Source organism: Stenotrophomonas sp. SY1 (assembly GCF_021202945.1).
Classification (GTDB): domain Bacteria; phylum Pseudomonadota; class Gammaproteobacteria; order Xanthomonadales; family Xanthomonadaceae; genus Stenotrophomonas.
Genome location: NZ_JAJOYR010000001.1, coordinates 1,168,106 through 1,195,074, shown reverse-complemented (window position 1 = coordinate 1,195,074; position 26,969 = coordinate 1,168,106). Strand labels below are relative to the sequence as shown.

Below are 26,969 nucleotides of genomic sequence, written 5' to 3'. Positions count from 1 at the left end.
TGGGCCAACCTGGGTAACCCCAGACGTGCGTTAAACCAGAAAACTCCAGAAGGGCGTCACCATCTACGCAGGTTGATTCGGCGAAGAATCGATTAAGCGATCCCGCTATGCCGGCGGCGACTCCTTGCCAGATCGAGCTTCCGTGCCCGTCGCCGGTATGCGCTGACCGCGCCTGCGGTCTTTGACGGCTAACCGGGCTGGACGAACCAGCACGGCGCCTTCAAATGTCCAGCGCCGTCCTTTCGGATGACGCTGCTGTTACCTGTTTCGTTGAAGCCTGATCGGGCGGCTCGAGAGCCTTTGCCTGGATGCTGCTTCCACGATGTTGTTGCGTTTGTTGCTTGTCGCTTCAGCGCTCAAGAGCCCGGAAGCGCCCCGCCTGCGCAGGGGTGATGCATTGACAAAACCGCGCGCCCGAGAGCGCGCGGTTCAATGAATCACTTCAGGGTCAGCGACGACTGGTCGACGGTGACGCCCGGGCCCATCGTCGAGCTGACCGAAACCTTCTGCAGGTAGGTGCCCTTCGAGGTGGCCGGCTTGGCCTTGATCAGATCCAGCAACAGCGCCTGCAGGTTCGACTGCAGTGCGGCGTTGTCGAAACTGGCCTTGCCGATGGTGCAGTGGATGATGCCGGCCTTGTCAGTGCGGTAACGCACCTGACCCGACTTGGCATTCTTCACGGCTTCGCCCGGGTTGGCCGAAACGGTGCCGACCTTCGGGTTCGGCATCAGGCCGCGCGGGCCCAGCAGGGTGCCCAGCTTACCGACAACGCGCATCGCGTCCGGGGTAGCAATGACGACGTCGTAGTTCAGATCGCCGGCCTGCATCTTCTCAGCCAGGTCGTCCATGCCAACGGCTTCGGCGCCAGCGGCCAGGGCTTCGTCAGCCTTGGCACCGGCCGGAGCGAACACGGCAACGCGGACCGACTTGCCGGTACCGGCCGGCAGCACGGTCGAACCGCGCACCTGCTGGTCGGACTTCTTCGCGTCCACGCCCAGGCGCACAGCAACGTCGATCGACTCGACGAACTTGGCCTTGGTGACGGTCTTCAGGATGTTGATAGCCTCTTCGAAGGCATATGCCTTGCCCGGGACAACGGCGGCCTTGATGGCCTTCTCACGCTTGGTCTGTGCCATCAGATTAACCCTCTACCACCAGGCCCATGGAACGGGCAGAGCCCGCGATCGTACGCACGGCGGCGTCCAGGTCAGCAGCCGTCAGATCCGGCTCCTTCGCCTTGCAGATTTCTTCAAGCTGCTTGCGAGTGACCTTGCCCACCTTGTCGGTGTTCGGGCGCTTGGAGCCGGAGGTGATGCCAGCGGCCTTCTTCAGCAGCGTGGTCGCCGGGGTGCTCTTGGTGATGAAGGTGAACGTACGGTCCGAATAGGCCGTGATGATCACCGGCACCGGCAGACCCGGTTCCAGCTTCTGCGTGGCGGCGTTGAACGCCTTGCAGAATTCCATGATGTTCAGGCCGCGCTGACCCAGCGCAGGACCGACCGGCGGCGAGGGATTGGCCTGACCGGCCTTTACCTGCAGCTTGATGTAACCGACAACTTTCTTTGCCATTTGAGTACTCTCCGGGTGCTAGCGCCTTGCGACAACAGGCTCCCCATCGGACCGGGAATCACGCGTCCCGGCATCGCGCTTTGAAATCCTTGAATCGCACCAAAGGCCACCTCGCGGCAGCCTTTGATCCAGCCCCATCACAGGGAGCCGGCAATTCTAGCAGTTTTTTTGCCCGCCACCTGAACAGGATGGCCGCAATGGATCAGACCGCCTTTTCGACCTGGCCAAACTCCAGCTCGACCGGAGTTGCACGACCGAAGATCAGCACCGAAACGCGCAGGCGGCTCTTCTCGTAGTTGACCTCTTCGACCACACCGTTGAAGTCGTTGAACGGGCCATCGGTAACGCGGACCATCTGGCCCGGCTCGAACAGCACCTTCGGACGCGGCTTTTCGACACCTTCCTGAACACGATCCAGGATGGCAGCAGCCTCTTCGTCACGAATCGGCAGCGGGCGATCAGCGGTGCCACCGATGAAGCCCATAACCTTCGGGGTTTCCTTCACAAGGTGCCAACTTTCGTTGTCGATGCGCGGAATACCAGCTTCTTCGTGGGTCTCGATCTGGACCAGAACATAGCCCGGGAAAAACTTGCGCTCAGACCGACGCTTCTGGCCGGCGCGCATTTCCACCACTTCTTCAGTGGGGACGAGGACGTCACCGAAACGTTCCTGCATTTCGTCGCGCACGATGCGATCACGCAACGCCTGCGCAACCGACTTCTCAAAACCTGAATAGGCGTGAACGACGTACCAACGCTTCACTGTCTTCTCCTCAACGACCCAGGAACCACTGGGTCAGCTTCTGGATTACAAAGTCAAACCCACCCAACAGCAGGCTCAACACGATCACCACCACGACAACCACCCAGGTCATGCGGATGGCTTCCTGGCGAGTCGGCCACACGACCTTGCGCAGTTCGAAACGGGATTCGGAAAGAAATTCGCGGGTCTGGTGACCCTTGCCGGTCAGCATGAACACGGCACCACCAGCAACCAGGCCGACGACAACGGCCAAAGCACGCAGCTGTCCGGCCCAAGCGCCCAGCTGGGCAGCCCGCTCCGGCGCAGAGAACCAGAACCACACAAACAGCCCCGCCAACACCAGCAGTGCAGCGCCGACGTACTTGACGATATCGCCACCGGAAGCGGCGGACTTGGAGTGGTCGATCTTGCTGTTCATCCGACTCTTGTAGCTAGTGCGACCAAGGTCACTGGATAGAGAGATCCAAGTGGCACGCCAGGAGGGACTCGAACCCCCAACCTGCGGTTTTGGAGACCGCTGCTCTGCCAATTGAGCTACTGGCGTATGACTTGAACTTATTACACGACCCTTAGACGGCGAAGGCGGACCGGGTTTCCCGGCCCGCCATTCGCGCAACCAGCAGCTGTTACCGCTGGTACTGCAGGCTTATTACTTGATGATCTTGGCAACCACGCCGGCGCCGACGGTACGGCCGCCTTCGCGGATAGCGAAGCGCAGACCTTCGTCCATTGCCACCGGGTTGATCAGGGTGACCGACATCTTCACGTTGTCACCCGGCATCACCATCTCGACGCCTTCCGGCAGTTCGCAAGCGCCGGTGATGTCGGTGGTACGGAAGTAGAACTGCGGACGGTAGCCCTTGAAGAACGGGGTGTGACGGCCGCCTTCGTCCTTCGACAGCACGTACACTTCGGCGTCGAACTGGGTGTGCGGGGTGATCGAACCCGGCTTGGCCAGAACCTGGCCGCGCTCGACGTCGTCACGCTTGGTGCCGCGCAGCAGCAGACCGGCGTTGTCACCTGCCTGACCCTGGTCCAGCAGCTTGCGGAACATTTCCACGCCGGTGACGGTGGTCTTCTGGGTCGGACGGATACCGACGATTTCGATTTCGTCGCCCACCTTGATGATGCCGCGCTCGATACGACCGGTCACCACGGTGCCGCGGCCCGAGATCGAGAACACGTCTTCCACCGGCATCAGGAACGGCTTGTCGACGTCACGCTCCGGGGTCGGGATCCAGCTGTCCAGTGCATCGACCAGCTTCAGGATGGCCGGCACGCCGATGTCGCTCTGGTCGCCTTCCAGCGCCAGACGGGCCGAACCGTGCACGATCGGGGTGTCGTCGCCCGGGAAGTCGTACTTGCTCAGCAGCTCGCGGACTTCCATCTCAACCAGTTCCAGCAGCTCGGCATCGTCAACCATGTCGGCCTTGTTCAGGAACACGACGATGTACGGCACGCCGACCTGACGCGACAGCAGGATGTGCTCGCGGGTCTGCGGCATCGGGCCGTCAGCGGCCGAGCACACCAGGATCGCGCCGTCCATCTGGGCAGCACCGGTGATCATGTTCTTGACGTAGTCAGCATGGCCCGGGCAATCCACGTGGGCGTAGTGACGGTTGGCCGATTCGTACTCAACGTGCGCGGTCGAGATCGTGATACCACGAGCCTTCTCTTCCGGCGCGGCGTCGATCGCCGAGTAGTCCTTGAACTCGCCACCGAAACGCTCTGCACCGATCTTGGTCAGTGCGGCGGTCAGCGTGGTCTTGCCATGGTCGACGTGGCCGATGGTGCCGACGTTGACGTGCGGCTTGGTACGTTCGAACTTACCCTTGGACATGGCTGCTTCTTCTCGGTAACAGGTTGGTTATGGCGCTATCAGCAAGATGGTGCTCACGAAAGGAATCGAACCTTCGACCTCCTCCTTACCAAGGAGGTGCTCTACCGACTGAGCTACGTGAGCGAGTTTTCTATTATGACATGTTTTCAATTTCGTTCAATGGAGCGGGAGACGGGAATCGAACCCGCACCATCAGCTTGGAAGGCTGAGGTTCTACCGTTGAACTACTCCCGCACCGGGAACACGCCACAACATTAAAACTGGTGGAGGGAGGTGGATTCGAACCACCGAAGGCGTAAGCCAGCAGATTTACAGTCTGCCCCCGTTGGCCGCTTGGGTATCCCTCCGCTCCACCCCTTTTCTAAGGACCTTGGCCGAACCGGTCAGGGGTGGGAGAGCGCGCTATTTTGGTGATGAGACCCCATGCTGTCAACAGAAATCTTCACATTTCATGAAAATCATTCACGCGGCCATTTCCCGATATCCGATGGCGCAGTGGAAAGCAATGGACGCACTTCACTCACCCGGCAATTTCAGCTTCTCGTCAGCGAATATCGCCACATGCGGCACACCGTCGGCACCGATCCAGCCACGGTACATGCCCTGGGTGTTGAACGGCGTGGATGCCCGGCCATCAGCCGACAGGATGATGGCACCGCCATCGCCACCCAATGCGGGCACCTGCTTGATGATGACATCTTCACCGGCCTGCGCTGGGCTCTGCCCCAGGTAGTTCATCCGTGCACAGATATCGTGCGCGACGGCCAGACGGATGTAGTACTCGCCCCAGCCGGTGCCTGACACCGCACAGCGTGGATCGGCATAGGTACCGGCGCCGATGATCGGGGAATCGCCAACACGCCCGTAACGCTTGTTGGTCATCCCGCCAGTGGACGTGCCCGCTGCCAGCTTGCCTTCGGCATCAAGCGCCACCGCACCGACCGTACCGAAATGCTTGGCCGTTTCCAGGTCGGCATGGGCCTGGCCACCGGCCTCCTCCCTCAGCGCACGCTGCAGCTGCTGCCAGCGCTTGTCGGTGCGGAAGTAGGACGGATCGACCAGCTCGATCTTCTGCTCGGCGGCAAACACCTGCGCGCCCTCCCCCACCATCATCACGTGCGGCGAATGCTCCATCACCGCGCGCGCCAGCAGGATTGGATTCTTCACCGTATGCACGCCAGCCACCGCACCGGCGCGAAGGGTTGCGCCATCCATCAAGGAGGCATCGAGTTCATTCTTGCCGTCGTGCGTGAACACCGCACCACGGCCTGCGTTGAAGGTCGGATCATCTTCCAGCACGGTGATGGCGGCAGTAACCGCATCCATCGCCGGCTTGCCGGCCATCAGCGCCTCATGCCCCTTGCGCAGCGCCTGGGTCAATGCCGCACGCGCGACCTGCTCCTCTTCCGCACTGAGGTCCTTGCGTTCGACGCCGGCGCCACCGTGGATGACCAACAGCGGCGATGACGCCGCCGCGACGGCACCAGAAGACAACGACGCCAGGCCAAGCAGTACCGCGGAAGTCAGCTTCATGTTTCTTCACTCCGGAATGAAGTCCCGATTCTAGGCACGTATCCGCCGACCTGAACAGACACACACGAAAAAGGGGCCGAAGCCCCTTTTCCCATGCTGACGCCTGCGAGCGCCTAGTGCGGCCGCAGCTGCAGTTCGCCGTTCACCACGCTCGCAACCGCGGTGAACGCCGCGTTGTCGACCTTGAAGCCTTCCAGATGCAGGCGACTACTCGTTCCCACACCCGTCACCGGAATGGAACTGAAGTCCAACGGCTCGCCATTGCTCAAACGGTCAGCCGTGCGTTGCGGCATCACCAGCCAGGCGTAGCCACCATTCAACGAATGCACGCGCCCACGGCCGTCAGCCTCGACGCACAAGGCCGTGTCCTCGTCCACACCGATGCCGACGATGTCGCTCTGACCAGCGTCCTGCGCGGCGCGAGCCACGAACACGATCAGCCGGCCGAGACGGTCACGCTTGGCGAAGTGCGTATCGGTGACCACGTTCGACAGGTAGGGCATGGCCAGGAAATCCTTGTCCATGGTGACTTCGCTGCCCATCGGGTCATTCATCGCGGCCAGGGAATTGACGCTGCCACCGTCAAGCGCGCCGTATGCATGCGCACCGAGAATGGCCAGTCCCGCGCTTGTGCCACCAATCGGCTTGCCGGCGCGGACATGTTCGTTCAGGGCGTCATTGAGTGCGGTGCCCTTCCAGAAGCGGATGTAGCGCGACTGATCGCCACCAGCGATGAAGATCGCGTCGGCCGCTTTCACCACCCGCAGCACCGCCGGGTCGTCGGCCGCCTTGCGGTTGTCGAAAACCAGCGTCTGCACCGCAGTGACGCCACCGATGTCGTGGTAGATCTCCTTCTGCAGCTCGTCCGCACCGGAGGCGCGCAGAACGACGACGCGGCCGTGACCGGCACGCTCGAGCCACCAATGGAAGGCCTCCGGCACGAAGTCGCCGCCGCCCATCAACAGCATCGCTGCCTCGCGCTTGCCAGGACGCTGCGCAGCGAGATCGCCGACCTCGTAATAGTGATAACCGGACGGCGAAACGCCACGAGCGCCCTCGGCAACGGCAACCCCTGCCACAGCGGCCAGCATCGCCAACAGGGCCAGCTGCCCCAACAGGGAGATCTTACGTTTCATCACATTTCCGCCCCATGCATGTAATCGCTTACGGCCCTATTGCCAGACTTTCCGGCAGTGGTCAAGGATGTAAAAAAGGTGTTAGATGCGATGACCCCATTCACACTTCTGCTGGGGCAACCGGCGCCCTTGCAAGGCGCTGGCTCGGGATATTGCAGAACACCTTTCATCAGAGAGCTGATTCATGCGAAAGCACGCAATGGTGTGTTCGATCCAACTGGCCCTGTTGGCCATGTCCGCCCCGGCCCTGGCCCAGACCGCATCCGGAGAGCAACCCCAGCAACTGGATACGGTACAAGTCACCGGCTCGCGCATTGCCCGCGCACAAGTGGAAGGCCCGGCACCGATCACGGTGGTGACGGCCGAGCAGATTCAATCGGCCGGTTTCACGTCTGTACCGGATGTACTGCGTTCGCTGAGCCAGAACGCAGGCAGCACCCAGGGCCAGCAGAACACGACCGGCGCCCAGTCCACGCCCGGCGCGCAGGCCGTCGACCTGCGTGGCCTCGGCCCCAACCACACGCTGGTGCTGGTCAACGGCCGTCGCATCGCCGACTTCCCGTTGCCGCTCAATGGCCGCAGCAACTTCACCGACGTCGGCAACATTCCGCTGGGAATGATCGAGCGCGTTGAAGTACTGACCGGCAGCGCTTCGGCCGTCTATGGCTCCGATGCAATGGCAGGCGTCATCAACTTCATCCTCAAGAAATCCACCGACGGCACCACTCTTGATTACCGCTACGGCGATACCAGCCGTGGCGGTGGTGAGTCGCACAAGCTGACCCTGACGACGGGCTTTGAGCAGGGCAATTTCAGCGGCATCGTCGGCGTGGAACTGCTCAACAAACGCCCGCTATGGGGAACCGAGCGCAGCGTCCAGGACTCCACGCTGGATGCGCCTACCGCGGAACGTCGCCTGCCACGGCTCACCGCCCAGCTGATGGACTGGGATGAGGATCTCAACATCGCGCCAACCGACAACTGCGCGGCGATGTCCAAGCTCAATGACGGCACCACCGTGCTGGCCGAAAACGACTACGGCGCGTACTGCGGCAGCGAGCGCGCCATTGCGTATCGCACCATCGAGAACGAGCGCAAGGGCGGCAATGCCTATGGTTCGTTCGAGTACCGCTTCTCCGACAGCCTGTCCTGGTTTGCCGATGTGCAACTGGGGTATCAGAAAGTGAAGCTGCTGACCGGCACCAACGGCAACGATGTGGCCAGCGACCACATGGGCTGGGAATTCCACGACCCGGCCTCGACCAACAACTACCGCAACAAGGTTTTCTACAACGCGGCCACGGGACGCTATGAACTGTGGTCCCGACAGTTCTCGCCGGAGGAAGTGGGCGGCCTGGAAAACCGGATGAACACCACCACGCAGAAGACGCTGGCGCTGACCACCGGCCTGAAGGGCTACTTCGTCGATGCGTGGAACTGGGAGGCGGCCTACAACCATTCCGAGTACAAGGCCGACGTCAAGATGCCGCGGATCAAGGCCGATGCCGCCAACCGCCTGTTCCTCGGCGAACGGCAGGGCTATGACGATGACGGCTATGCGATCTACAACGCTGACCCAGCGCGCCTGTTCACGCCGCTGACCACCGCCGAGTTCGCCTCCATTGCCGCCATGTCCACGTTCCGGCCCAAGGCCAAGAACGACAACCTGAGCTTCACCGTGGACAACTCCACGCTGTTCACGATGCCTGCCGGCGATGTGGGCTTCGCCGGTGCCATCGAGTACGGCAAGCAGTCCTACCACATCAACCCCGACCCGCTGGCGCTGACCGAGGATGCCTACTACGGCCCGCGTTACGGCGATGGCGACGGTGACCGCGACCACTGGAGCGCCGCTGGCGAATTGCGTGTGCCACTGCTGTCCAGCCTCAACGCCAGCCTCGCTGGCCGCTACGACCGTTACAGCTATGGCAACAAGGACCCGGGCAAGTTCACTTACAGCGCCGGCCTTGAATGGCGCCCGCTGGATACGCTGCTGATCCGCAGTTCCTACGGCACCGGCTTCCGCGCCCCGGACATGCATTACCTGTTCGCAGGCAACGACTACTACCGCACGCGCTTTGCCACCGACTACTTCCAGTGCCGCAGCGCCGAGCCCGGCGTCACCGACGGCTACTGCTACGACGTTGGCGACTACGATGGCAGTACGTTCGACGTTTACAGCGGCAACATGCAGCTGGATGTGGAGACCAGCAAGTCATTCACCGCAGGCTTTGTGTGGTCGCCCGTGGCCAACTTCGACCTGGCGGTGGATTACTACAAGATCCGCATCGAGAACCAGGTGCAGACTCAGGACCGCGAGAAGCTCAGGATCGACGAAGCGAACTGCCGCCTCGGCGTCACCGACAGCGGTGCGGCCGTCGATGTCACGTCCCCGACCTGCGTCGATGCGCTTGCCCGCGTCATCCGCGATGCCGATGGCAACATCACCAGCGTCCACTTCAGCCCGATCAACATCGCCAATGAAGAAACCTCGGGCATCGACGTGGCAGCCAACTACCGGCTGCAGACCGCCAATGCCGGTGATTTCAGCTTCAGCGGCAGCTACAACTGGACCCACCGCCACACCCGCCAGCAGTATCCGGGCGATCCCACCGAAGACATGCTGGACGTCAGCTTCAGCGCCACCACGTTGCCGCGCACCAAGGGCAACCTGGGCGTGAGCTGGGACCGGGGCGCCTGGGGTGCGAGCCTCTTCGGCAACTACCTGGGACGCGTGGCCAACTACGACAACGACGCATGGACCGACGCAACCTGGCGCTTCAACGCGGGGGCTCGTTACGACATCAACGACCATCTGCGCCTTTCGTTGTCGGTCAACAACCTGTTTGACAAGATGCCGCCCAAGGACCGGACGTGGTCCAACTATCCGTACTACGACACTTCCTGGTTCGACAGCATCGGCCGCAGCTATTACCTGCAGGTCAGCTGGAAGATTGGCGGGAAGCCGTTGTAAGGCGGGTTGGAGTCTGCATTCATCGCGGCCGGCGCTCTTGCGCAATGGGCAGACGCTTGCAAAGCCTGTGCTGACTGACTGCGCAGGAGTGACCTCGACCGCGAAGTCACTCCTGCAACAAGTGGCCGCCCCTCTTGCCTGCAGCAAGGGGCGGCATCGCGTTGATCGCATGGGAGGCGCGCCCGCTCACCTGCCCGGCTGCCCTGCGTTCAGAACGACGTCTGCAGCTTGATGCCCGCAACAAACGCATTTTCCACCTGCTCAACACCGCCCGGGTGGCGGACGTACTGCAGGTTGGGGCGCACCGTCAGCCAGTCAGCCACGTGCACGCCGTAGTACACCTCGGCGTTGTACTCGGTGTCCTGCAGCGGCTGGAACAACGGATCAAGGTAGTCGGATACGCCGTTGACCTCGTTCAGCAGCGCCTGCCGCCGGCGTACATCCTCATTGACGTGGATGCGTGCGACGCCCACACCGATATCGTCCTGCGGACGCGCATCGAATGGCCCCTTGTAGACCAGGCCGATCTGCTGGAAGTTGTCGATCACATTGGTCGCCTTGTCGTGCGTTGTGTAGTTGGCGAACAACTTCAAGCCACGTGACGCGTCACCGTCTCGCACAGTTAGTTGCTGCTGCACCACGACCCAGGCGCCATGCTTGCGATCATGCGACTTGAACGCGGCACCACTGAGGGGCTGTGGCAGGCCGTCAACGTCCTCGTACACATCGTCGGCGCGCGAGGTGCTGTAGTAGTAACCGGCGCGATACTCGCCGGGCAGCCTGTCGGCGCCGAACCTGGGCTGCCAGACCAGCTCGACCGGGACGAGCGTACCCTGCCGCCCACTGGTGCTGAGAGTGAAGCCGCGACGATCGTCCAGGTTGGCCGGATTCTGCTCATAGGCGCCCACCTGGACGAACCATTCCGGGGCAACGTTGTACCTCACCCGTGTCGCCCACTGACTCACCGGCCAGTTGTACCAGATGCCGCCGGCCCAGGCCCCTACCTGCGATCCACAGAAAGCCAGGTTCTGGAAGTCGCACGGAAAGCTGTTGAAATCCTCACCCGGTCCGAAACGGCCCAGCTTCACATCCAACGCACCATCGAAGTACTTCTGCCGGTACCAAAGCTGGGTCAACCGCCAGGTCTGGCCACGTCCCCACACTTCCTGCACCGAACTGAGGTGCCCGGCTCGCGGGTCACCAATGCGGTCCCTGGACAGATTCTGGCCACTACGCTCGGTGACGGAGAACTTGAACTCTGCATCGTTCCAGCCGAACACCTTTTCCAGATCCACCCGGGCGCCCAGCGCGAGCTGTCCGGTAAAGCGCCCCACCTGGTCGTCGTTGTAGCCCCCACTCAAGTTGGTGGCCACTTCCCCGACATAGCCGACATCGAACTCGTAGCCTCTTTCGTGAAGCGCTGTGCGCGTCCCACCCCAATCGCCAAACATCCATTTTGAATCCTTCGAAAACGCATCCGCGGCGAGCACGGGGTTGCTCATCGTGGTGACTGACAGTAGGCACAGACCGCCTGCCGTCGCACGCAGCGAGCGGGGGGATTGGAACTTCTTCACGCGACAACCTCCTCAAGTGGCGACAAATTCCGCGCACGACGCGGCCCGCTCCCGACCTCGCCTCGACGGCTTGGCATGCTTGGAGACTTCTTTGCTGACGCCAGGGGTTGTGGTCGTTTCCATCGACACGAAACAGCCGGTTCGCTGTTCTGAAACCGCTGCGGCGCATGCCCGCACTCACAACACAGTTGGCTGATGCGCAGGGAGACTAGGTCCACATGCAACGTGCAGATGCATCACGCACTGAAATGGACCATTGCGCTGACCAGGATGCTGCGATCAAGTGGCAAAGCCAGCGCACGCGGATGATCGAGAGCGACGTTTGCCCTTGATAAAAGAAGACGAATCAAATGGATGGAAGCAAACATTCAGACAATCGAGTGTGCCCACCGATCTCACAACAGTGATTCGAATCAGGACGAAGATGCATCGTTGCGCCGAGTGGGATTACGTGGAGACGCTTTTTAGCTACACGAACTTCCTCTCCCCAGGAATTGGGCAGGAATCCAACCCAATGATCCCAGCGGGCTTCAGCACAGCGCCTCATGCTGCTCGCATCGTTCTGCAGTGAAGACAATTGCGATGTGCGCCGCACTCCCAGGAAGCGATTCTTCACCCGGCTTCATCCAGCCCCGTACTTGCTGCTCCGGAACAGTCGGACACAAAGATGGGCACAACAAGAAGGCGGCAGCAAAGGGACAAGACCGCCGCATCGCCGGCGTTCGGGGTTCCCGGGGCAATCGACATCCGCTTCGCGCCCGACAGCTCCAGCAGATGCGCCGTCGAAGGTAGAGCCCCGCAGCGACACTACGGAGTCGTCCATGAGCATGCGATCAGACACGTCTCCGCCCTGCTCCAGATCCGTGGAGACCAGAGTCCACCCTTCGGGTTTTTGTGGATACAGAATTAGGAATCCACTGATGTGCACATCAGCATGCGCTCCCTAGCATGCTCAGATGCATCGCCTTCTGCCACGGCGCACTGCCGTTGACGCCCCTGCGGTGGCGGCTACCATGCTGCTGCGCTGGCTCTCCCTATGCCTGTTGCTCTGCCTGCTGGGCACCGGCGGGTTCTACCTGCTCGCCCAACTGAGCGACAAGGTCTCAAAGCATCGTCGCGACATGAATGCCGCCGCATACACCGCGCAGCTGTACTTCGACCAGCGCGAAGCCCTGCTGGACTATCTCGTCGATTCGGTGGTGGAAGGCGCGCCCGTCCTGCACGTTGCCTCTGGAAAATCGGCTGATGGCAAGCAGATGAAGCCACTACTCCTCGGCAACGCGCGAGGCGGTCAACAACTACAGCTGCCGCTATCAGAGAAATCTGCACAAAGGCTTTCCGAGCTGGGGGTGCGTCTACTTCATGTGGATGGCAACACCGGCTTCAAACAGTGGCTCGACGATTCGCAGCACAACATGGCCATCCCGCCCGAGCTTGATTCGGCGAAACTCTCGGCACATGCATCCTGGCAACGGGATCAATCGCACGTACATTGGCTGGCATCGCAGCGGGACGCAGCGACGTTGTTTCTGTATCGCCCGGTTGACGATGGCCCCAGACCACAACACTGGCTGGTGTTGATGCTCGACCCGATCGCCACACGCCGCACCATCAGCGGCGATGCCGTTGTCAGCAGCGCACTGCTTGACCAGAGCGGCAACCGGATCGCGAGCAGCGGCATGGATCAGCTGCCCGACAGCTGGCTGCGCAGCCACCAGAATGATGCCTTCGGCCCGGTCTGGCGGCATGGACTGCCGGACGGCCTTGCACTGATAAAAGGCATCGGCCGCGACGGCTGGCGCCTGGTCTATCACCTGCCACCGCAAGTGTTGCTGCGTGACCTGTTTGGTCACATCGCAGCCACGTTGTTGTTGTGCGCCACCGCCATCATCACGCTGAGGGCGCTCACCCTCAGAATCGATAGGTTGCTGATCCAACCGGCGCATCGGCAGCATCAGCAGTTGCTGGAGAGTTTCGACTTCAGCAGCAAGGTCATCGAAGTGGCGCCGGTAGGCATCTGCGTGCTGCGCCGCCGCGATGGCGAAGTGGAGATGGAAAACCAGCTTGCACGCGACTGGCTGGGGGCGGATACGCGGGGAGGTGACTGGCTGAATGTCTGGCGATATGCCACCAACGAAGTCAGCTCGGCGCGAGCCAGTGACTTCACCGCAGACTTCAGCACGCACGACGGTCGTCCGCTGCAGGTCCTGTATGCCGCCGCACGCTATCAGGACCAGGATGTGGTCCTGTGCGTATTCAATGACGTCAGCGAGCATCGGCAGATCCAGGCTGCATTGTCCGCGGCCAGCCTCGCGGCTGATCGTGCCAGCAAGGCCAAGAGTGCCTTCGTTGCCACCCTGAGCCATGAGATACGCACGCCGCTGTACGGCATGCTGGGCACGCTGGAACTACTTGCCAATACCCGTCTCGATGCAAAGCAGACCCAACACCTGCATATCATCCAGCGCTCATCCTCTGTGCTGCTGCAGTTGATCAGCGACACCCTGGACATCGCCCGGATCGAATCGGGGCTGCTCAACCTGAGTCCAGCACGGTTCTCACCGCTGGAGCTCGCCGAAAGCACATTGCGCGCCTACGCCGATGCAGCCGCACGCAAGCGCCTGCAGATCCTTGTGTGTACCGATCCACGCCTGCCAGCGTGGGTGATCGGCGACGCGGGCCGCATCCGACAGGTACTGGGCAATCTGCTCAGCAATGCGATCAAATTTACCGACAGCGGGCGTGTTTTCCTGCGCGTGGGCCTGCAGGGCTGCCAGGACGGGGTCGCCTCTATCCGCTGGCAGGTCAGCGACACCGGCATCGGCATCGCCGCCAGCGAGCAGCGGCATCTGTTCAAGCCGTTTCAACAGATCGAAGGGCGAGCGGACATGGGCGGTAGTGGCCTGGGGCTAGCCATCAGCGACCACCTGGTACGACTGATGCACGGCCAGATGCGGCTGGTCAGTGAGCCTGGACTGGGCGCCAGCTTCACCGTCGTGTTACCCCTGCCCCTGGCCACGAACAGCAACCAGGAAACCGACGCTCCCTGTCTGCTGCCCTCGCCGCCGGTGTACGTGCGCGCCTCCGTCCCCGAACTCGTCGAGAGCGCCTGCCAGTGGTTGCGACGCTGGGGCGCAACCGCCCTGCCCCATGCCGACGGCATTGTCCCGCATGCAGACAACGCGATCCTGGTGGATAGCGACCCGCGCGACGCCGTCATGGTCGCGTGGCGGGGACCACGCGTGATCACCGCAGCGGACGCAGGCGAGCAACCCGAACCGGATCTGATCCATCCTGACCGGCTCACCGTGACACTGTTCAGCATCCGCGCCATCGCCCATGCCGTCGCGCGCCTGCAACAGGGCCAGGCCGGAGCGATCAGCACCCCGGCGGCGCCCGCGCTCCCGGCACTGCGGATGCGGGTTCTGGTTGCCGAGGACAACCCGATCAATCAGCGGCTCCTGAAGGAACAGCTGGAGGCGTTGGGGTGCAGCGTGTGCATCTCCGACAATGGTCATGAAGCCGAAGCGGCCTGCCGCCACACGCGCTTCGACGTTGTGCTGACCGATCTCAACATGCCCGAACAGGATGGCCTCGCCCTGACCCGGCAGCTGCGCACGCAAGGCCGGACGCTGCCGGTGATCGGCGTGACCGCCAACGCGACACCGCAGGAACGTGCGCGCTGCCTGGCCGCTGGCATGGACGGCGTTCTGGTGAAGCCCGTCGACATCGAGACACTGCGCCGCACCCTGGTCGGCGCGGTCATGCAGGCACCGCCAGCCAGGATCCGATCCGACACAACGCAGGCGCGGCATGGTGATTGAAACCCGCCAACATCACCGTGCATCGCGGTTGGCCGGCATGCTGCTGGTTGGCGCGCTTGCAACAAGCGTACAGCTGCCTGTGTCCGCCTGCCCGCACGGGCTGCTGGGCCAGGGGCAGATCGTGACCACACCCGTTCCACGCGGTGGCGATCTGCATCCGACCGCACGCCCGTCCAGCCCAGCCGGCCATGCAAGCCCATTGGCAGCTCCCAGCTTCAAGCAGGCGCCATCGCGTCTTCATGCCGGTAGCGCGCCAACGACGGCCGGGGTGCCGGGCATCTTCCTGATCGGCGCAAGCATCCCCCTGTTATCGGTCGGGTTGAGCATGCTGGCCGCGTTCGGGCGATTTCGCAGCCATGTCGATTCCCGGCGCATCGCGCCCTCGAATGCAGCACCGGTTCCCGCACGACAGAGGGAGCCCGATGACACACTGGGGCCGCCGCTGCATCGCGCGCAGCAGGTACCCGCCGGCAGCGACGAATCACCGTCGTCCGAGCCTTGCCGCTACGCAACGAGCGGTACGGATATCGAGCTGGCAGACACGATGCACGTTGCAGATGGGATGCGGGATGTGTTCCTGGACACCATGCGCAGCGATCAGCTCCGCCTGTCGAGCGCGATACAGATGGCGCAGCTGGAGCTTGTGCAACAACTGGTGCATCGGATCCGTGGCGCGCTGGTGATGGCGTCCTGCCCCGGACTCGTCCGCGCCGCACAGGCAGCGGAGGAAGCCATCGACGAAGACCCGGCGAGCAATGCCAGCCCGCTGGCAAGTGTCCATTTCCTCGTCCGCCTGGACCTCGCGCTGACGCAGCTGGAAGCCCAGGCGATGACCAGCCCCATTCCTCCCGTCGGAATCCCCCATGAGCACGACTGTCGTCATCGCCGATGATCACCCCATCGTGCTGGCCGGCATCCGCGAGCTGATCGCCGGTGATCCACGTTTTGAGCTCGTCGGTCAGGCACAAAGCCCTTCCGCCCTGGTTGAACTGACGCGCGCACTGGCGCCGGACATCGTGATCTCCGACTACAACATGCCGGGCAATGACCCACATGGCGATGGCATCAAACTCATCTCACACCTGCACCGCCATTTTCCCGACAGCAAGGTACTGATCCTGACGATGATCTCCAATCCTTCGATCATCGGTGCCATGTACCGCGCCGGAGCAAGTGGCGTGGTGCGCAAGAGCGGTGACCTGAAGGAACTGAGCATCGCCCTGTCCACCCTGCTCAACCATCGCATCCATTGTCCGCCGGGTTGGAATGGACGAGTGCACCCGCTGCACGGCGGGAGCACATCGCCGTCCCTGTCACGCCTGTCGCCGCGTGAGTTCGAGGTCATACGCCTGTTCGTCAATGGCCAGAATGTGCGAGACATCGCCAAGCACCTGAATCGAAGCAGCAAGACCGTCAGCACTCAGAAAGTCAGCGCCATGCGCAAGCTCGGCACCCAGAGCGACCAGGAACTGATCAGCTTCTGCCTGGAGTCGGACCTGTTTCGTTGATTCCCGCTGCATGCAACCGAATCGTCGACCGCCTGCATGGCGCCACGGTGATGCCGCTTGCAGGCATCCCTCACGGTTCCATGGCGGGCCTGCACGCACGGCAGACTCATCCTCTGCCGTGCTGGAGCGATGTTTTCCACAGTGCATGTGCAGCGCGATGGGAAGATCATGTGGATAAATCCGCACAGCCCAGCTGCGGCAAGGCTCTTCGATGCGTGGCCAATTTTTCGCCAGCCCCGGAAGTGGCTCGCTCCACGTTCTCCACAGCCGATGTGGAGAGTCGCGGGAGAATCATGTGGATAAGTCCATACACCGCCGCTGCGACAAGGACTTACAGATGGTGGCGATTATTTCACCAGCATCCACTGGCTGCCCAATGCAGTGAATTCTCGGCGACAGAGACACCCGCTTGCGACGGATGCAATGCGTTGCCTCAGCATCTGGCACTGCCAAGCAAACCATCGCAGCCCGGTGCATCCCCGGGCGCGCGGATACAGCAGCTACGCCGCCGTCCAGAAACGACAAAGCCCCGCAGTGCGGGGCTCTGTCTTCCTGCAACAACGCCGGTGGATCAGACGTTGAAGCGGAAATGCAGGATGTCACCTTCCTGCACCCGGTATTCCTTGCCTTCCAGACGCAGACGACCGGCTTCCTTGGCACCGGCTTCACCGCGGTACTTGATGAAGTCAGCGTAGGAAATGGTTTCCGCGCGGATGAAGCCCTTTTCGAAATCGGTGTGGATCACCGCCGCGGCCTGCGGTGCGGTGGCGCCCTTGCGCACGGTCCAGGCACGAACTTCCTTCACGCCAGCGGTGAAGTAGGTCTGCAGACCCAGCAGGTTGTAGGCCGCACGGATGACGCGGTTCAAGCCCGGCTCGTCCAGGCCCAGGTCAGCCAGGAACGTGTCACGGTCTTCGTCGTCCAGCTGCGACAGTTCTTCCTCGATGGCCGCCGACACCGGCACCACTTCGGCACCTTCGGTCGCGGCGCGGGCGCGCACGGCTTCCAGATGCGGGTTGTTGTCGAAACCGTCTTCCAGCACGTTGGCGATGTACATCACCGGCTTGAGAGTCAGCAGGAACAGGTCACGCACCAGCGCCTTTTCCTCATCGTCCAGGCCAACGCTGCGGCCGGACCTGCCATCGGACAACGCCACCTGCAGCTTGGCCAGCACCGGCTTGCGTGCCGCTGCTTCCTTGTCGCCGCCCTTGGCCGCGCGCTCGGCACGGTTCAGCGCCTTCTCGACGCTGTCCAGGTCAGCCAACGCCAGTTCCAGGTCGATGGTGTCGATATCGGCAATCGGATCAACGCGGCCGGCGACATGGATGATGTCGGTGTGTTCAAAGCAGCGCACCACGTGGGTGATCGCATCCACTTCGCGGATGTGGGCCAGGAACTTGTTGCCCAGGCCTTCGCCGCTGGCAGCACCGGCCACCAGGCCGGCGATGTCGACGAACTCAACCGCGGTCGGTACGACCTTCTGCGGATTGATGATGCCGGCCAGTTCGTTCAAACGCTGATCCGGCACCGGCACGATGCCGACGTTCGGTTCGATCGTGCAGAACGGGAAATTGGCCGCAGCGATACCCGCCTTGGTCAGTGCATTGAACAGGGTCGATTTGCCGACGTTGGGCAGACCGACGATGCCGCATTTGATACCCATGCTAACTCCACGATTCGAGATTCCGGCTTGCGCTCTCCAGCAGGCATCCGCCCCCGAAACCGCAAGCCGCAATCATGGCCGGGCGGTATGCAACCGCTTCATGGCCTCATTGAAATCACCCGCCACCGCCAACGGCATCACGTCGATGGCCGCATCGATGGCCTGATCCATCAGCACCGCATCCTGCGGCGAGGGACGGTTCAACACCCAACCCACCACGCGGTCCTTGTGACCGGGATGACCGATGCCCAGACGCAGGCGATGGAATTTGCCGTGGCCAAGCAGACGGATGGTGTCGCGCAGACCGTTCTGGCCACCATGCCCACCATCGAACTTGAGCCGTGCCACGCCGGGCGGCATGTCCAGTTCGTCGTGTGCGAGCAGGGTCTGCTCCGGCTCGATCTTCCAGAACCGCTGTGCGGCGGTCACGGACTTGCCGGAAAGATTCATGAAGGTTGCCGGCTTGAGCAGCCACACCGGCTGGCCGCCGATCTCGACCTTGGCAACTTCGCCGAACAGCTTGCTTTCAAGCGTCCAGCGCGCACCCTGCCGCTCTGCCAGGGCCTCAACGAAATGAAACCCGGCGTTGTGCCGGGTCCGGGCGTGTTCGGGTCCGGGGTTGCCCAGACCAACGATCAATCGCAAGCCAGTCATCTTTCAGATGCATCTGCCTGGCCCGCCCCGAAGGGCGGACCGGGCAAAGCCGATTACTCGGCCGATGCTTCTTCAGCGCCGGCAGCCTTGGCAATGACCACGGCGTCGTCGTGGTTCTTGCCCAGCTTCAGTGCCGGGATTTCAACGCCGGCCGGCAGCTTCAGGCCCGACAGGTAGATGATGTCGCCAGCCTTCAGCTCGCCCAGGTCGACTTCGATCGACTCCGGCAGATCCTTCGGCAAGCAGGCGATGGCCACTTCCTTCAGCTCGTGGGTCACCAGCACGTCGGCAGCCTTGCCAGCCGGCGAGGTGTCTTCGTTGATGAAGGTCAGCGGCACCGAAGCGTGCAGCACTTCGTTGTCGTTCACGCGCTGGAAGTCCAGGTGCATGACCAGCTGCTTGAACGGGTGACGCTGCATGTCACGCAGCAGCACCTTGTGGATGGTGCCGTCGAGGTTCAGGTCGATGATCGACGAGTAGAACCAATCGTTGAACTGGGCCAGCCAGATTTCGTTGTGGTTGAACTGGACCTTCACCGGCTCCTTATCACCACCGTAAACGATGCCCGGCACCACACCGGCGTGACGCAGGCGGCGGCTCGCACCCTGACCTTGCACGTCACGACGGGAGACCTTGATTTCGTGAGACTTTGCCATTGTTGACTACTCTAGGTTGATGCAACGCCTCGCGACGTTGCGTAAAGACTCTTCCGCGACCAGAAGAGCCTGGTGCGGTCCCCAGCCGAAGCCGGAGACCGGAAAATCAATCCACGTACATCGAGCTGACCGACTCACCGAAGGCGATGCGGCGCATCGTCTCGGCCAGCATTTCGGCCACGCTGATCTGGCGGATCTTGGGACAGACGCGGGCCACTTCGGAAAGCGGAATCGTGTCGGTCACCACCAGCTCGTCGAGCTGGGAGTTGTTCAGGTTGTCCACCGCCGGGCCCGAGAGCACGGCGTGGGTGCAGTACGCAGCCACCTTCAGCGCGCCACGCGCTTTAAGGGCAGCAGCGGCAGCACACAGGGTGCCGGCGGTGTCGACGATGTCGTCGACCATCACGCAGGTCTTGCCTTCAACGTCACCGATGATGTTCATCACGGTGGCGACGTTGGCACGCGGACGGCGCTTGTCGATGATGGCCAGGTCGGCATCATCCAGGCGCTTTGCCACGGCACGGGCGCGTACCACGCCGCCAACGTCCGGGCTGACCACGATCAGGTTGTCCGTGCCGTAGGCGCGCCAGATATCGGCGAGCAGCAGCGGCGAGGCGTAAACATTGTCCACGGGCATGTCGAAGAAGCCCTGGATCTGGTCGGCGTGCAGATCGACCGTGAGGATCTGGTCGGTGTTCACGGCCGAGAACATCTTTGCGGCGACCTTGGCCGTGATCGGCACGCGCGAGGAGCGCATGCGGCGATCCTGGCGGGCGTAACCGAAGTACGGCACCACCGCGGTGACGGAAGCGGCGCTCGCGCGCTTGAGCGCGTCGATGATCACCAGCAGTTCCATCAGGTTTTCCGCACTCGGGGCGCCGGTGGACTGGACCACGAATACGTCCTGCTTGCGCACGTTTTCCTGGATCTCGACCTGCACTTCGCCGTCGGAGAACTTGGAAACCAGCGCCTTGCCCGGCCTCACCCCCAGTTCCTTGCAGATGCTCTGCGCAAGGTGTTTGTTGGCATTGCCGGAAAAGACCAGCAGGTTCGGGGAATCTTGCATGACAGCTCTCTCGGGCGGGGGCGAGTAGCGGAAGGATCGGGATTACAGCGGTGATGGCGCGTATTGCGATTCGCGCACATCCGTTGTGCTTACAGCCTCGGGGAAAGGAGTGGCAGGGGCGGTAGGATTCGAACCTACGAATGCCAGGATCAAAACCTGGTGCCTTGGGCCTCTTGGCGACGCCCCTGCATCAAACAATTCCCGTCGTATCCAGTGCATCAAGCAGTGGCGAGCGATCAACACCCGCAGCTACCCATGCCCGCAGTTCCTTCGGCAATTTCGCCAGGGCCTGCTCTGCGGCAGCGCGCGTGGTGAATTCGACGAAACAACCGCTTCCCGACCCCGTGAGCCGTGCCCGACCAATACCTGACAAGGCCTGGAACACCGCTTCGATGGCGGGTTCACGGCGCCGTAGTACCGGCTCGAACGCATTTCCGAGGACGGTCCCGGAAGCGAAGTCCGCTATTTTCACGGGCAAGGCATCCCGCGTCAAATCCGGTGAACGAAAAAGTTCAGCCGTGGGCACGTGAACACCCGGATCGACCAGCACATAACAGGCTTCGGGCAGGTCCAGCGGTTGCAGCTTTTCGCCGACACCCTCGGCCCAGGCACTGCGTCCGCGCACGAAGACCGGCACATCGGCGCCGAGCTGAACACCGATGGCGGCCAGCGCATCTTCACTCAACCCGGTTTCCCACAGCGCGTTCAAGGCAACCAGCACGGTCGCTGCATCGGACGAACCACCGCCAAAACCACCGCCGGCAGGAATCCGCTTCTCGACCCGGATATCAGCACCTTTGCCGCAATTGGCCGCCTTTTGCAGTGCGATCGCTGCCCGCACCACCAGGTCATCGGCCTCGGCCACGCCAGCCACGGAAGGGCCGTCACGGCGGATCTGACCGTCTTCACGCAGACGCAGACCGATGCGATCGCCCCAGTCCAGCAGGCGGAAAACGGTCTGCAGCTCGTGGTAGCCGTCGGCGCGGCGTCCGGTGATGTGCAGGAACAGATTCAGCTTGGCCGGGGCCGGCCAGTACGACCAGCCGGCGTTGTCTTGCGGTGTACTCATTGCCCGTCCGCGCCCCAGGCATCGACGATCAGGCGCACCTTCGCGTCGCCACTGACCGCTTCGATGCGCCGCGGCAGCGCCGGCCGCCCGGCTTCGGCCGGGTACCAATCCAGATAATCGACCTGCCAACCGAACTGGCGCAGTACGCGCGGGCGCCCCTCGGCGTCGAAACCCAGGTGATCCGGTGCCCCGGCCTGCTCGGCCGGCAGGCCGCGCACCCAATCCTGAAGCTGTTCGACCGGGATTTCCCAGCCGATGGCCTGCAACAGCACCTGCCCCGCGTCATCGCCGCTGCGTGGCCCGCCCTCCAGGCCGTCCAGCCGCACCGGCTGGCCGGGGCCGCCGCTGAGCTGCCAGCTCTGCCGGGTCACCGGCGCAGCGAGGCTGACCTGGTACTGGCCGGACTGTTGGTGCCAGTCGATGCGCCCATTACCGCCGTTGCGGCCCTTGCTGATCGCCACCCGCCCCTGCAGAACCCAGTCAGGCTGCGCGCGCAGCGCCGCCTGTCTTGCCTGCTCTGCAGCCTGCGCAGCGGCCGATACTTCGGCCACTTCCGCGGCAACCGGCGGCGCCTTGCGGGTATCCACCGAAACACAGGCGCCCAGTGCGCCGGCCATCAACAGCACCAGCGGCGCCCGCCACATCACGTTGTTCATACTTCAAATTTCTCGATCGCACGCTGCAGCGCACGGTTGTCCGGATCCAGTTTGCGGGCTTCCTCGAAGAACTGCCGCGCCTCGTCCTTGCGCCCCAGCACCCACAGCACCTCGCCCACATGCGCGGCGATTTCCGGGTCCTTGTTCAGGCCCCAGGCACGGCGCAGGTGGATCAAGGCTTCTTCATTGCGCCCCAGCCGGTACAGGACCCAGCCATAACTGTCGACGATGGCGGCGTTGTCCGGCTCGGCCACGCGGGCACGGTCGATCAGCTCCAACGCCTCCTGGTAACGGTGCGTGCGGTCGGCCAGGGTGTACCCCAGCGCATTGAGCGCAGCCACGTTCTCCGGTTCGGCAACGAGGATCTTGCGCAGGTCAGCCTCGGCGCGCGGCACGTCGTCATTGCGCTCCCAGGCCAGTGCGCGCGCGTAAAGCAATGCACTCTCGTCCGGATAGGCGGCCAGGCCGCGGGTCAGAACGGCCATCTCCGCATCGGCGTCGCCGTTGCGCAGCTCCAGTTCGGCTTCCAGCAGGTAGGCATCACGGCGTACTTCGTCATCCACCGCCGCATCGCCTTGGATCGCATGCACCTGGCGCAGGGCCTGGGCCTTCTCGTCCATCAGGTACAGCGCGTTGACCGCGCGCAACTGGGCTTCGCCACGCTGCTCGCCACCGGGCACGCCCTGGTACCAGTCCACCGCTTCCTGGTAGCGCTTGAGGTACTCGGCAATCTTGCCCAGCAACAGGCGCTGCTCGGGGTCCGGCTTGCTGGTCTTGGCCGAGATGTCCTGGTACAGCGCCAGCAACGCCGCGTCGTCCTTCTGTTTGGCCAGCAGCGAAGCGCGCATGCCCCAGGTCTGCAGATTCTGCTCGCCCACCGACAGCACCTGCTCGGCCGCCTTCGGCTCGCCCATCACGTCATAGGCAATGGCCAGCGCATTGCGCAGCTCTTCATCCTGCGCCGCCTTGGGCTCGATGCCCTTGAGCAGGGCCAATGCCTCGTCCGGCTTGCCCGCCTGCTTGAGCTGGCTTGCATGCAACAGCACCACGCGCGGCTCGTCGGGGAAGCGCCTGACCACCTCGCCAACCATCCGCTGGGCCAGTTCCGGGCGCTCCATGCGCAAGGCCAGACGCCCGAACTCCTGCCAGGCCTCCAGGTCCTCCGGGATGGCATTGGCATCGATCAGACCGCTCAGCACCTGCGCCGGCACCGCCGGGTCACGCCCACCGGTGGCCAGCGCCAGCAAGGCATAGCGCCAGGCGCGCGGCTCGGATGAACGCAGCACCGCCAGCAATTCGCGCTGCGCCAATTGAGCGTCGCCCTTGCGCATGGCCAGCGAACCCCGCGTGGCGCGGATGGCGATGGCCTTCGGGTCACGCTGTGCCCACAGGGCCAGCGCCTCGGTGGCGCCGGCGTCATCGTCGGCCAGCATGGCAATGCGGGTGGCGCGCTCGGCCAGGCCGGCGTCGTCCTTGGCCTGCTTTGCGGCCTCCAGGTACCAGCGCGCCGCGTCGCCAAGCTTGCCCGCTTGGAGCGAGAACTCACCCGCCAGGACCGGAGCCAGCGGAGGCGCCGGCTCGGCCGCCAACGGCGCTCTGGCCGGCTTGGCAGGAGCCGCCAGCACCGGCATGACCGGCAGAAAAAGCAACAGAACGCTGCATATGCGATTGAATACGGGCATCTGACGCGACCGGGCCGTAAAATGGCGGCCTTCAACAGCCAGCAGCTTATCGCAAGCAACTGAACAGATGACCCTGTGGGTGCTAGGACTGAATCACCAGACAGCGCCGGTGGAACTGCGCGAACGGGCTGCCTTTGGCGGCGACGCGCTGCCGCGCGCGCTCGATTCGTTGCGCCAGTCGCCACAACTGGCCGAAGCGGTGCTGCTGTCCACCTGCAATCGCACCGAGCTGTACGCCGTGGCAGAGGACGGCCAGGCCCTTGAGCACTGGCTGCAGCATCACGCCGGTGACCTGCATGGCTATCTGTACCAGCACAGCGACAGCGAGGCCGTGCGCCATCTGTTCCGCGTGGCCACCGGCCTGGATTCGATGGTGCTGGGCGAACCGCAGATCCTGGGCCAGGTGAAGGACGCCTGGGCACTGGCACATGACAACGGCGCCATCGGCCAGCAGCTCGACCGCCTGTTCCAGCAGGCCTTCTCGGTGGCCAAGCGGGCCCGGACCGATACCCGCGTCGGCGCCAATCCCGTCTCGGTGGCCTCCACCGCGGTGCGGCTGGCGCAGGACTCGTTCGCACGCATGGACGAATCCACGGTGCTGCTGGTCGGCGCCGGCGAAACCATCGAACTGGCGGCCAAGCACCTGAGCGAAGCCCGGGTGAAGCGCCTGCTGATCGCCAACCGCACCTTGGCCCATGCGCAGGATCTGGCCAGCCGCCATGGCGGCGTGGCCCTGCCATTGACCGAACTGGAGCGCCACCTGGGCGAAGCGGACGTGGTGTTCTCCGCCACCGCCGCGCGCGAACCGGTGATCCTGCACCGCCATGTCGCCACGGCGCTGGGTTCGCGCAAGCACAAACCGATGCTGCTGTTCGACCTGGCCGTGCCGCGCGACATCGAGGCCGAAGTCGGCAAGCTGTCCGACGCCTATCTGTACACCGTTGACGACATGGAGCGCGCGGTGGAAGAGAACCGACGCAGCCGCCGCGAAGCTGCCGCCGAAGCCGAGACCATCATCAACCTGCAGGTTGGCCGCTACCTGGAAAACCTGCGCGCCACCCAGTTGCAGACGCCGATCAAGCAGCTGCGCGCCTTTGGCGAAGCCACCCGCAGCGAAATGCTGGCCAAGGCGCGCCAGCAGCTGGCGCATGGCAAATCCGCCGACGAGGTGCTGGAGCAACTCGCGCACGGCCTGACCAACCGCCTGCTGCATCCGCCTACGGCCGCATTGCGCGAAGCGGCGCAGCAGGGTGACACTGAACTCACCCGCGCCGCAGAGCGCCTGTTCCCGGCCACGCCCGGATATCAACACCCCGTAGCGAGGACCGATGACGCCGACCCTGCGCCGTAAGTTGCTGGCACTGGCCGAGCGCCGTGAAGAACTGGAACGCCTGCTCTCCGAACCGGACGTAGTTGCCGACAACGAGCGCTTCCGCAACTTCTCCCGCGAATTCGCACAGCTTGAACCCGTCGCCAACGCGCTGGCTGAAGAGACCCGCGCCAAGGCCGACCTTGCTTCGGCCGAAGCCATGCGCGCCGACCCGGAACTGCGCGAGCTGGCTGAAGAGGAAATCAGCAGCGCCCAGGCGCGCCTTCTGGCCCTGGACGAGGAACTCGCGCTGCTGCTGGTGCCACGTGACCCGCGTGATGAGGGCAACCTGTTCCTGGAAGTCCGCGCCGGCACTGGCGGCGACGAGGCGGCGATCTTCGCCGGCGACCTGTTCCGCATGTACGCACGTTATGCCGAACGACAGGGCTGGAAAGTCGAGATCGAATCCGACAACCCCGGCGAGCACGGCGGTTACAAGGAAATCGTGGCACGCGTGGTCGGTCGCGGGGCCTATTCCAAACTGAAATTCGAGTCCGGCACCCACCGCGTGCAACGCGTGCCCGCCACCGAGTCGCAGGGCCGCATCCACACCTCCGCGGCCACGGTGGCGATCATTCCCGAAGCCGACGATGTGGAAGAGATCGTCATCAACCCGGCGGACCTGAAAGTGGATACGTTCCGCTCTTCCGGTGCCGGCGGGCAGCACGTCAACAAGACCGAATCTGCGATCCGCATCACCCACGTGCCGAGCGGCGTGGTGGTCGAGTGCCAGACCGAACGCAGCCAGCACGCCAACCGCGACAAGGCGATGAAGCGCCTGAAAGCCCAGTTACTGGATGCCGAGCGCAGCAAGCAGGCGGCAGCACAGGCCGAATCGCGCCGTTTGCAGGTAGGCAGCGGCGACCGCAGCCAACGCATCCGCACCTACAGCTTCCCGCAGGGGCGGATCACCGACCACCGCGTCGAAGGCCTGACCCTGTACGACCTGCCCAACATCATCGAAGGTGATCTGGATGCGCTGGTGAGCCGCCTGCAGCACGAGCATCAGGTGGACGAACTGGCGCGGCTGGCCGAGGGCAGCTGAGCAAGGCGGCTTTAGCTTCGCTTGATCTTGGCTTGGCCTTGGCTTCGCCCCCTCCCTTGTGCAAAGCACAGGGGAGGGCTGGGGAGGGGGCGCTTTGAGCTTTGAGCTTTGAGCTTCGTGCTTTGGCCCTGTCTGTCGCTTTGGCTCCCGCTGTTGTCCGGCATTTGACGTACCGGGCCCCTTCCGCTGCGACGGAGCCGGCACGTCAAATGCCAGAGCAACGGCAACGGCAACTGCAAAGGCAGAGGCAGAGCTACCCCTCCCCAACCCTCCCCTTCGCTGCGCGAAAGGGAGGGGGCGCAAGCAACAGCCGCTTCCCCAAGCATGCCCTCCCTCTCAGCAGAACCAGAGGAGCCAAGCAAAAGCCCGGCATGCACGGCAAAATCAC

22 protein-coding genes and 5 tRNA genes are annotated in these 26,969 nt (G+C 63.3%); 6 read left to right on the top strand and 21 right to left on the bottom strand.

Annotated features, from left to right (window positions below; all coding sequences use genetic code 11):
* Positions 1-437 precede the first annotated feature (437 nt).
* From rplA to LR961_RS04815, 11 genes are all read right to left on the bottom strand, one after another.
* A complete protein-coding gene (rplA, locus tag LR961_RS04865; RefSeq protein WP_232147300.1) occupies positions 438-1,136 on the bottom strand; it encodes a 50S ribosomal protein L1 in 699 nt (232 codons plus the stop codon).
* A gap of 4 nt (positions 1,137-1,140) precedes the next feature.
* The gene (rplK, locus tag LR961_RS04860; RefSeq protein ID WP_057636147.1) at positions 1,141-1,569 is read right to left on the bottom strand and encodes a 50S ribosomal protein L11; all 429 of its coding nucleotides are present in this window, start codon (positions 1,567-1,569) and stop codon (positions 1,141-1,143) included.
* 202 nt (positions 1,570-1,771) lie between these two features.
* Positions 1,772-2,332 (bottom strand): transcription termination/antitermination protein NusG, encoded by a 561-nt coding sequence (gene nusG, locus LR961_RS04855; RefSeq protein WP_232147299.1) that lies wholly within the window; start codon positions 2,330-2,332, stop codon positions 1,772-1,774.
* 10 nt (positions 2,333-2,342) lie between these two features.
* Positions 2,343-2,750: a preprotein translocase subunit SecE gene (gene secE, locus LR961_RS04850; RefSeq protein ID WP_232147298.1), complete on the bottom strand. Its 408-nt coding sequence runs from the start codon at positions 2,748-2,750 to the stop codon at positions 2,343-2,345.
* 50 nt (positions 2,751-2,800) lie between these two features.
* Positions 2,801-2,876, bottom strand: a tRNA-Trp gene (locus LR961_RS04845).
* A 105-nt stretch (positions 2,877-2,981) separates the two neighbouring features.
* Positions 2,982-4,172, bottom strand: a complete 1,191-nt coding sequence (gene tuf / locus LR961_RS04840) for an elongation factor Tu (protein WP_232147297.1) — start codon at positions 4,170-4,172, stop codon at positions 2,982-2,984.
* Positions 4,173-4,219: 47 nt separating this feature from the next.
* Positions 4,220-4,295 (bottom strand) — tRNA-Thr (locus LR961_RS04835).
* A gap of 37 nt (positions 4,296-4,332) precedes the next feature.
* A tRNA-Gly gene (locus LR961_RS04830) sits at positions 4,333-4,406 on the bottom strand.
* 27 nt (positions 4,407-4,433) lie between these two features.
* Positions 4,434-4,519, bottom strand: a tRNA-Tyr gene (locus LR961_RS04825).
* Between the two features lie 169 nt (positions 4,520-4,688).
* Positions 4,689-5,705 (bottom strand): isoaspartyl peptidase/L-asparaginase, encoded by a 1,017-nt coding sequence (locus LR961_RS04820; RefSeq protein ID WP_232147296.1) that lies wholly within the window; start codon positions 5,703-5,705, stop codon positions 4,689-4,691.
* A gap of 113 nt (positions 5,706-5,818) precedes the next feature.
* A complete protein-coding gene (locus tag LR961_RS04815; RefSeq protein WP_232147295.1) occupies positions 5,819-6,841 on the bottom strand; it encodes a cyanophycinase in 1,023 nt (340 codons plus the stop codon).
* A 184-nt stretch (positions 6,842-7,025) separates the two neighbouring features.
* On the opposite strand from LR961_RS04815, the gene LR961_RS04810 reads away from it, so the two are divergent.
* Positions 7,026-9,815 carry a TonB-dependent receptor gene (locus LR961_RS04810; protein WP_232147294.1) on the top strand — a complete coding sequence of 930 codons (2,790 nt, stop codon included), beginning with the start codon at positions 7,026-7,028 and terminating at the stop codon, positions 9,813-9,815.
* Positions 9,816-10,024: 209 nt separating this feature from the next.
* Here the strand turns inward: LR961_RS04810 and LR961_RS04805 are convergent, their stop codons facing one another.
* Together LR961_RS04805 and LR961_RS19240 are read right to left on the bottom strand one after the other, a co-directional pair.
* Positions 10,025-11,266 (bottom strand): carbohydrate porin, encoded by a 1,242-nt coding sequence (locus LR961_RS04805; protein WP_269670545.1) that lies wholly within the window; start codon positions 11,264-11,266, stop codon positions 10,025-10,027.
* 359 nt (positions 11,267-11,625) lie between these two features.
* Complete coding sequence (locus LR961_RS19240; RefSeq protein ID WP_269670544.1) at positions 11,626-11,757, bottom strand: hypothetical protein; 132 nt, start codon at positions 11,755-11,757, stop codon at positions 11,626-11,628.
* A gap of 588 nt (positions 11,758-12,345) precedes the next feature.
* Between LR961_RS19240 and LR961_RS04800 the strand changes: the two genes are divergently transcribed.
* The 3 genes from LR961_RS04800 to LR961_RS04790 are packed head-to-tail and all read left to right on the top strand — an operon-like array spanning position 12,346 to position 16,721.
* Positions 12,346-15,213 carry a response regulator gene (locus LR961_RS04800; RefSeq protein WP_232147293.1) on the top strand — a complete coding sequence of 956 codons (2,868 nt, stop codon included), beginning with the start codon at positions 12,346-12,348 and terminating at the stop codon, positions 15,211-15,213.
* Positions 15,203-16,105 carry an Hpt domain-containing protein gene (locus LR961_RS04795; RefSeq protein ID WP_232147292.1) on the top strand — a complete coding sequence of 301 codons (903 nt, stop codon included), beginning with the start codon at positions 15,203-15,205 and terminating at the stop codon, positions 16,103-16,105. Before LR961_RS04800 ends, LR961_RS04795 begins: the two co-directional genes overlap by 11 nt.
* On the top strand, positions 16,077-16,721 hold the full coding sequence (locus LR961_RS04790) for a response regulator transcription factor (RefSeq protein ID WP_232147291.1): 645 nt from the start codon (positions 16,077-16,079) through the stop codon (positions 16,719-16,721). The genes LR961_RS04795 and LR961_RS04790 overlap by 29 nt, the downstream gene beginning before the upstream one ends.
* A gap of 571 nt (positions 16,722-17,292) precedes the next feature.
* Here the strand turns inward: LR961_RS04790 and ychF are convergent.
* The 8 genes from ychF to LR961_RS04750 form a co-directional block, all read right to left on the bottom strand.
* Positions 17,293-18,384 (bottom strand): redox-regulated ATPase YchF, encoded by a 1,092-nt coding sequence (ychF, locus tag LR961_RS04785; RefSeq protein WP_232147290.1) that lies wholly within the window; start codon positions 18,382-18,384, stop codon positions 17,293-17,295.
* Between the two features lie 72 nt (positions 18,385-18,456).
* Positions 18,457-19,038 (bottom strand): aminoacyl-tRNA hydrolase, encoded by a 582-nt coding sequence (pth, locus tag LR961_RS04780; protein ID WP_232147289.1) that lies wholly within the window; start codon positions 19,036-19,038, stop codon positions 18,457-18,459.
* 53 nt (positions 19,039-19,091) lie between these two features.
* Positions 19,092-19,694 carry a 50S ribosomal protein L25/general stress protein Ctc gene (locus LR961_RS04775; protein ID WP_232147288.1) on the bottom strand — a complete coding sequence of 201 codons (603 nt, stop codon included), beginning with the start codon at positions 19,692-19,694 and terminating at the stop codon, positions 19,092-19,094.
* Between the two features lie 106 nt (positions 19,695-19,800).
* Positions 19,801-20,760: a ribose-phosphate diphosphokinase gene (locus LR961_RS04770; protein WP_057633081.1), complete on the bottom strand. Its 960-nt coding sequence runs from the start codon at positions 20,758-20,760 to the stop codon at positions 19,801-19,803.
* A gap of 110 nt (positions 20,761-20,870) precedes the next feature.
* A tRNA-Gln gene (locus LR961_RS04765) sits at positions 20,871-20,947 on the bottom strand.
* A gap of 3 nt (positions 20,948-20,950) precedes the next feature.
* Positions 20,951-21,829, bottom strand: coding sequence for a 4-(cytidine 5'-diphospho)-2-C-methyl-D-erythritol kinase (gene ispE, locus LR961_RS04760; RefSeq protein WP_232147287.1), 879 nt, complete (start codon positions 21,827-21,829; stop codon positions 20,951-20,953).
* Positions 21,826-22,446 (bottom strand): lipoprotein insertase outer membrane protein LolB, encoded by a 621-nt coding sequence (lolB, locus tag LR961_RS04755; protein WP_232149201.1) that lies wholly within the window; start codon positions 22,444-22,446, stop codon positions 21,826-21,828. Before lolB ends, ispE begins: the two co-directional genes overlap by 4 nt.
* Before the next feature lie 35 nt (positions 22,447-22,481).
* Positions 22,482-24,167 (bottom strand): tetratricopeptide repeat protein, encoded by a 1,686-nt coding sequence (locus LR961_RS04750; protein WP_232147286.1) that lies wholly within the window; start codon positions 24,165-24,167, stop codon positions 22,482-22,484.
* Between the two features lie 67 nt (positions 24,168-24,234).
* Here LR961_RS04750 and hemA point away from each other — a divergent pair, with 67 nt between their 5' ends.
* Together hemA and prfA are read left to right on the top strand one after the other, a co-directional pair.
* Positions 24,235-25,518 carry a glutamyl-tRNA reductase gene (gene hemA / locus LR961_RS04745; RefSeq protein WP_232147285.1) on the top strand — a complete coding sequence of 428 codons (1,284 nt, stop codon included), beginning with the start codon at positions 24,235-24,237 and terminating at the stop codon, positions 25,516-25,518.
* Positions 25,496-26,581 carry a peptide chain release factor 1 gene (gene prfA / locus LR961_RS04740; protein WP_232147284.1) on the top strand — a complete coding sequence of 362 codons (1,086 nt, stop codon included), beginning with the start codon at positions 25,496-25,498 and terminating at the stop codon, positions 26,579-26,581. Before hemA ends, prfA begins: the two co-directional genes overlap by 23 nt.
* Positions 26,582-26,969: the final 388 nt, after the last annotated feature.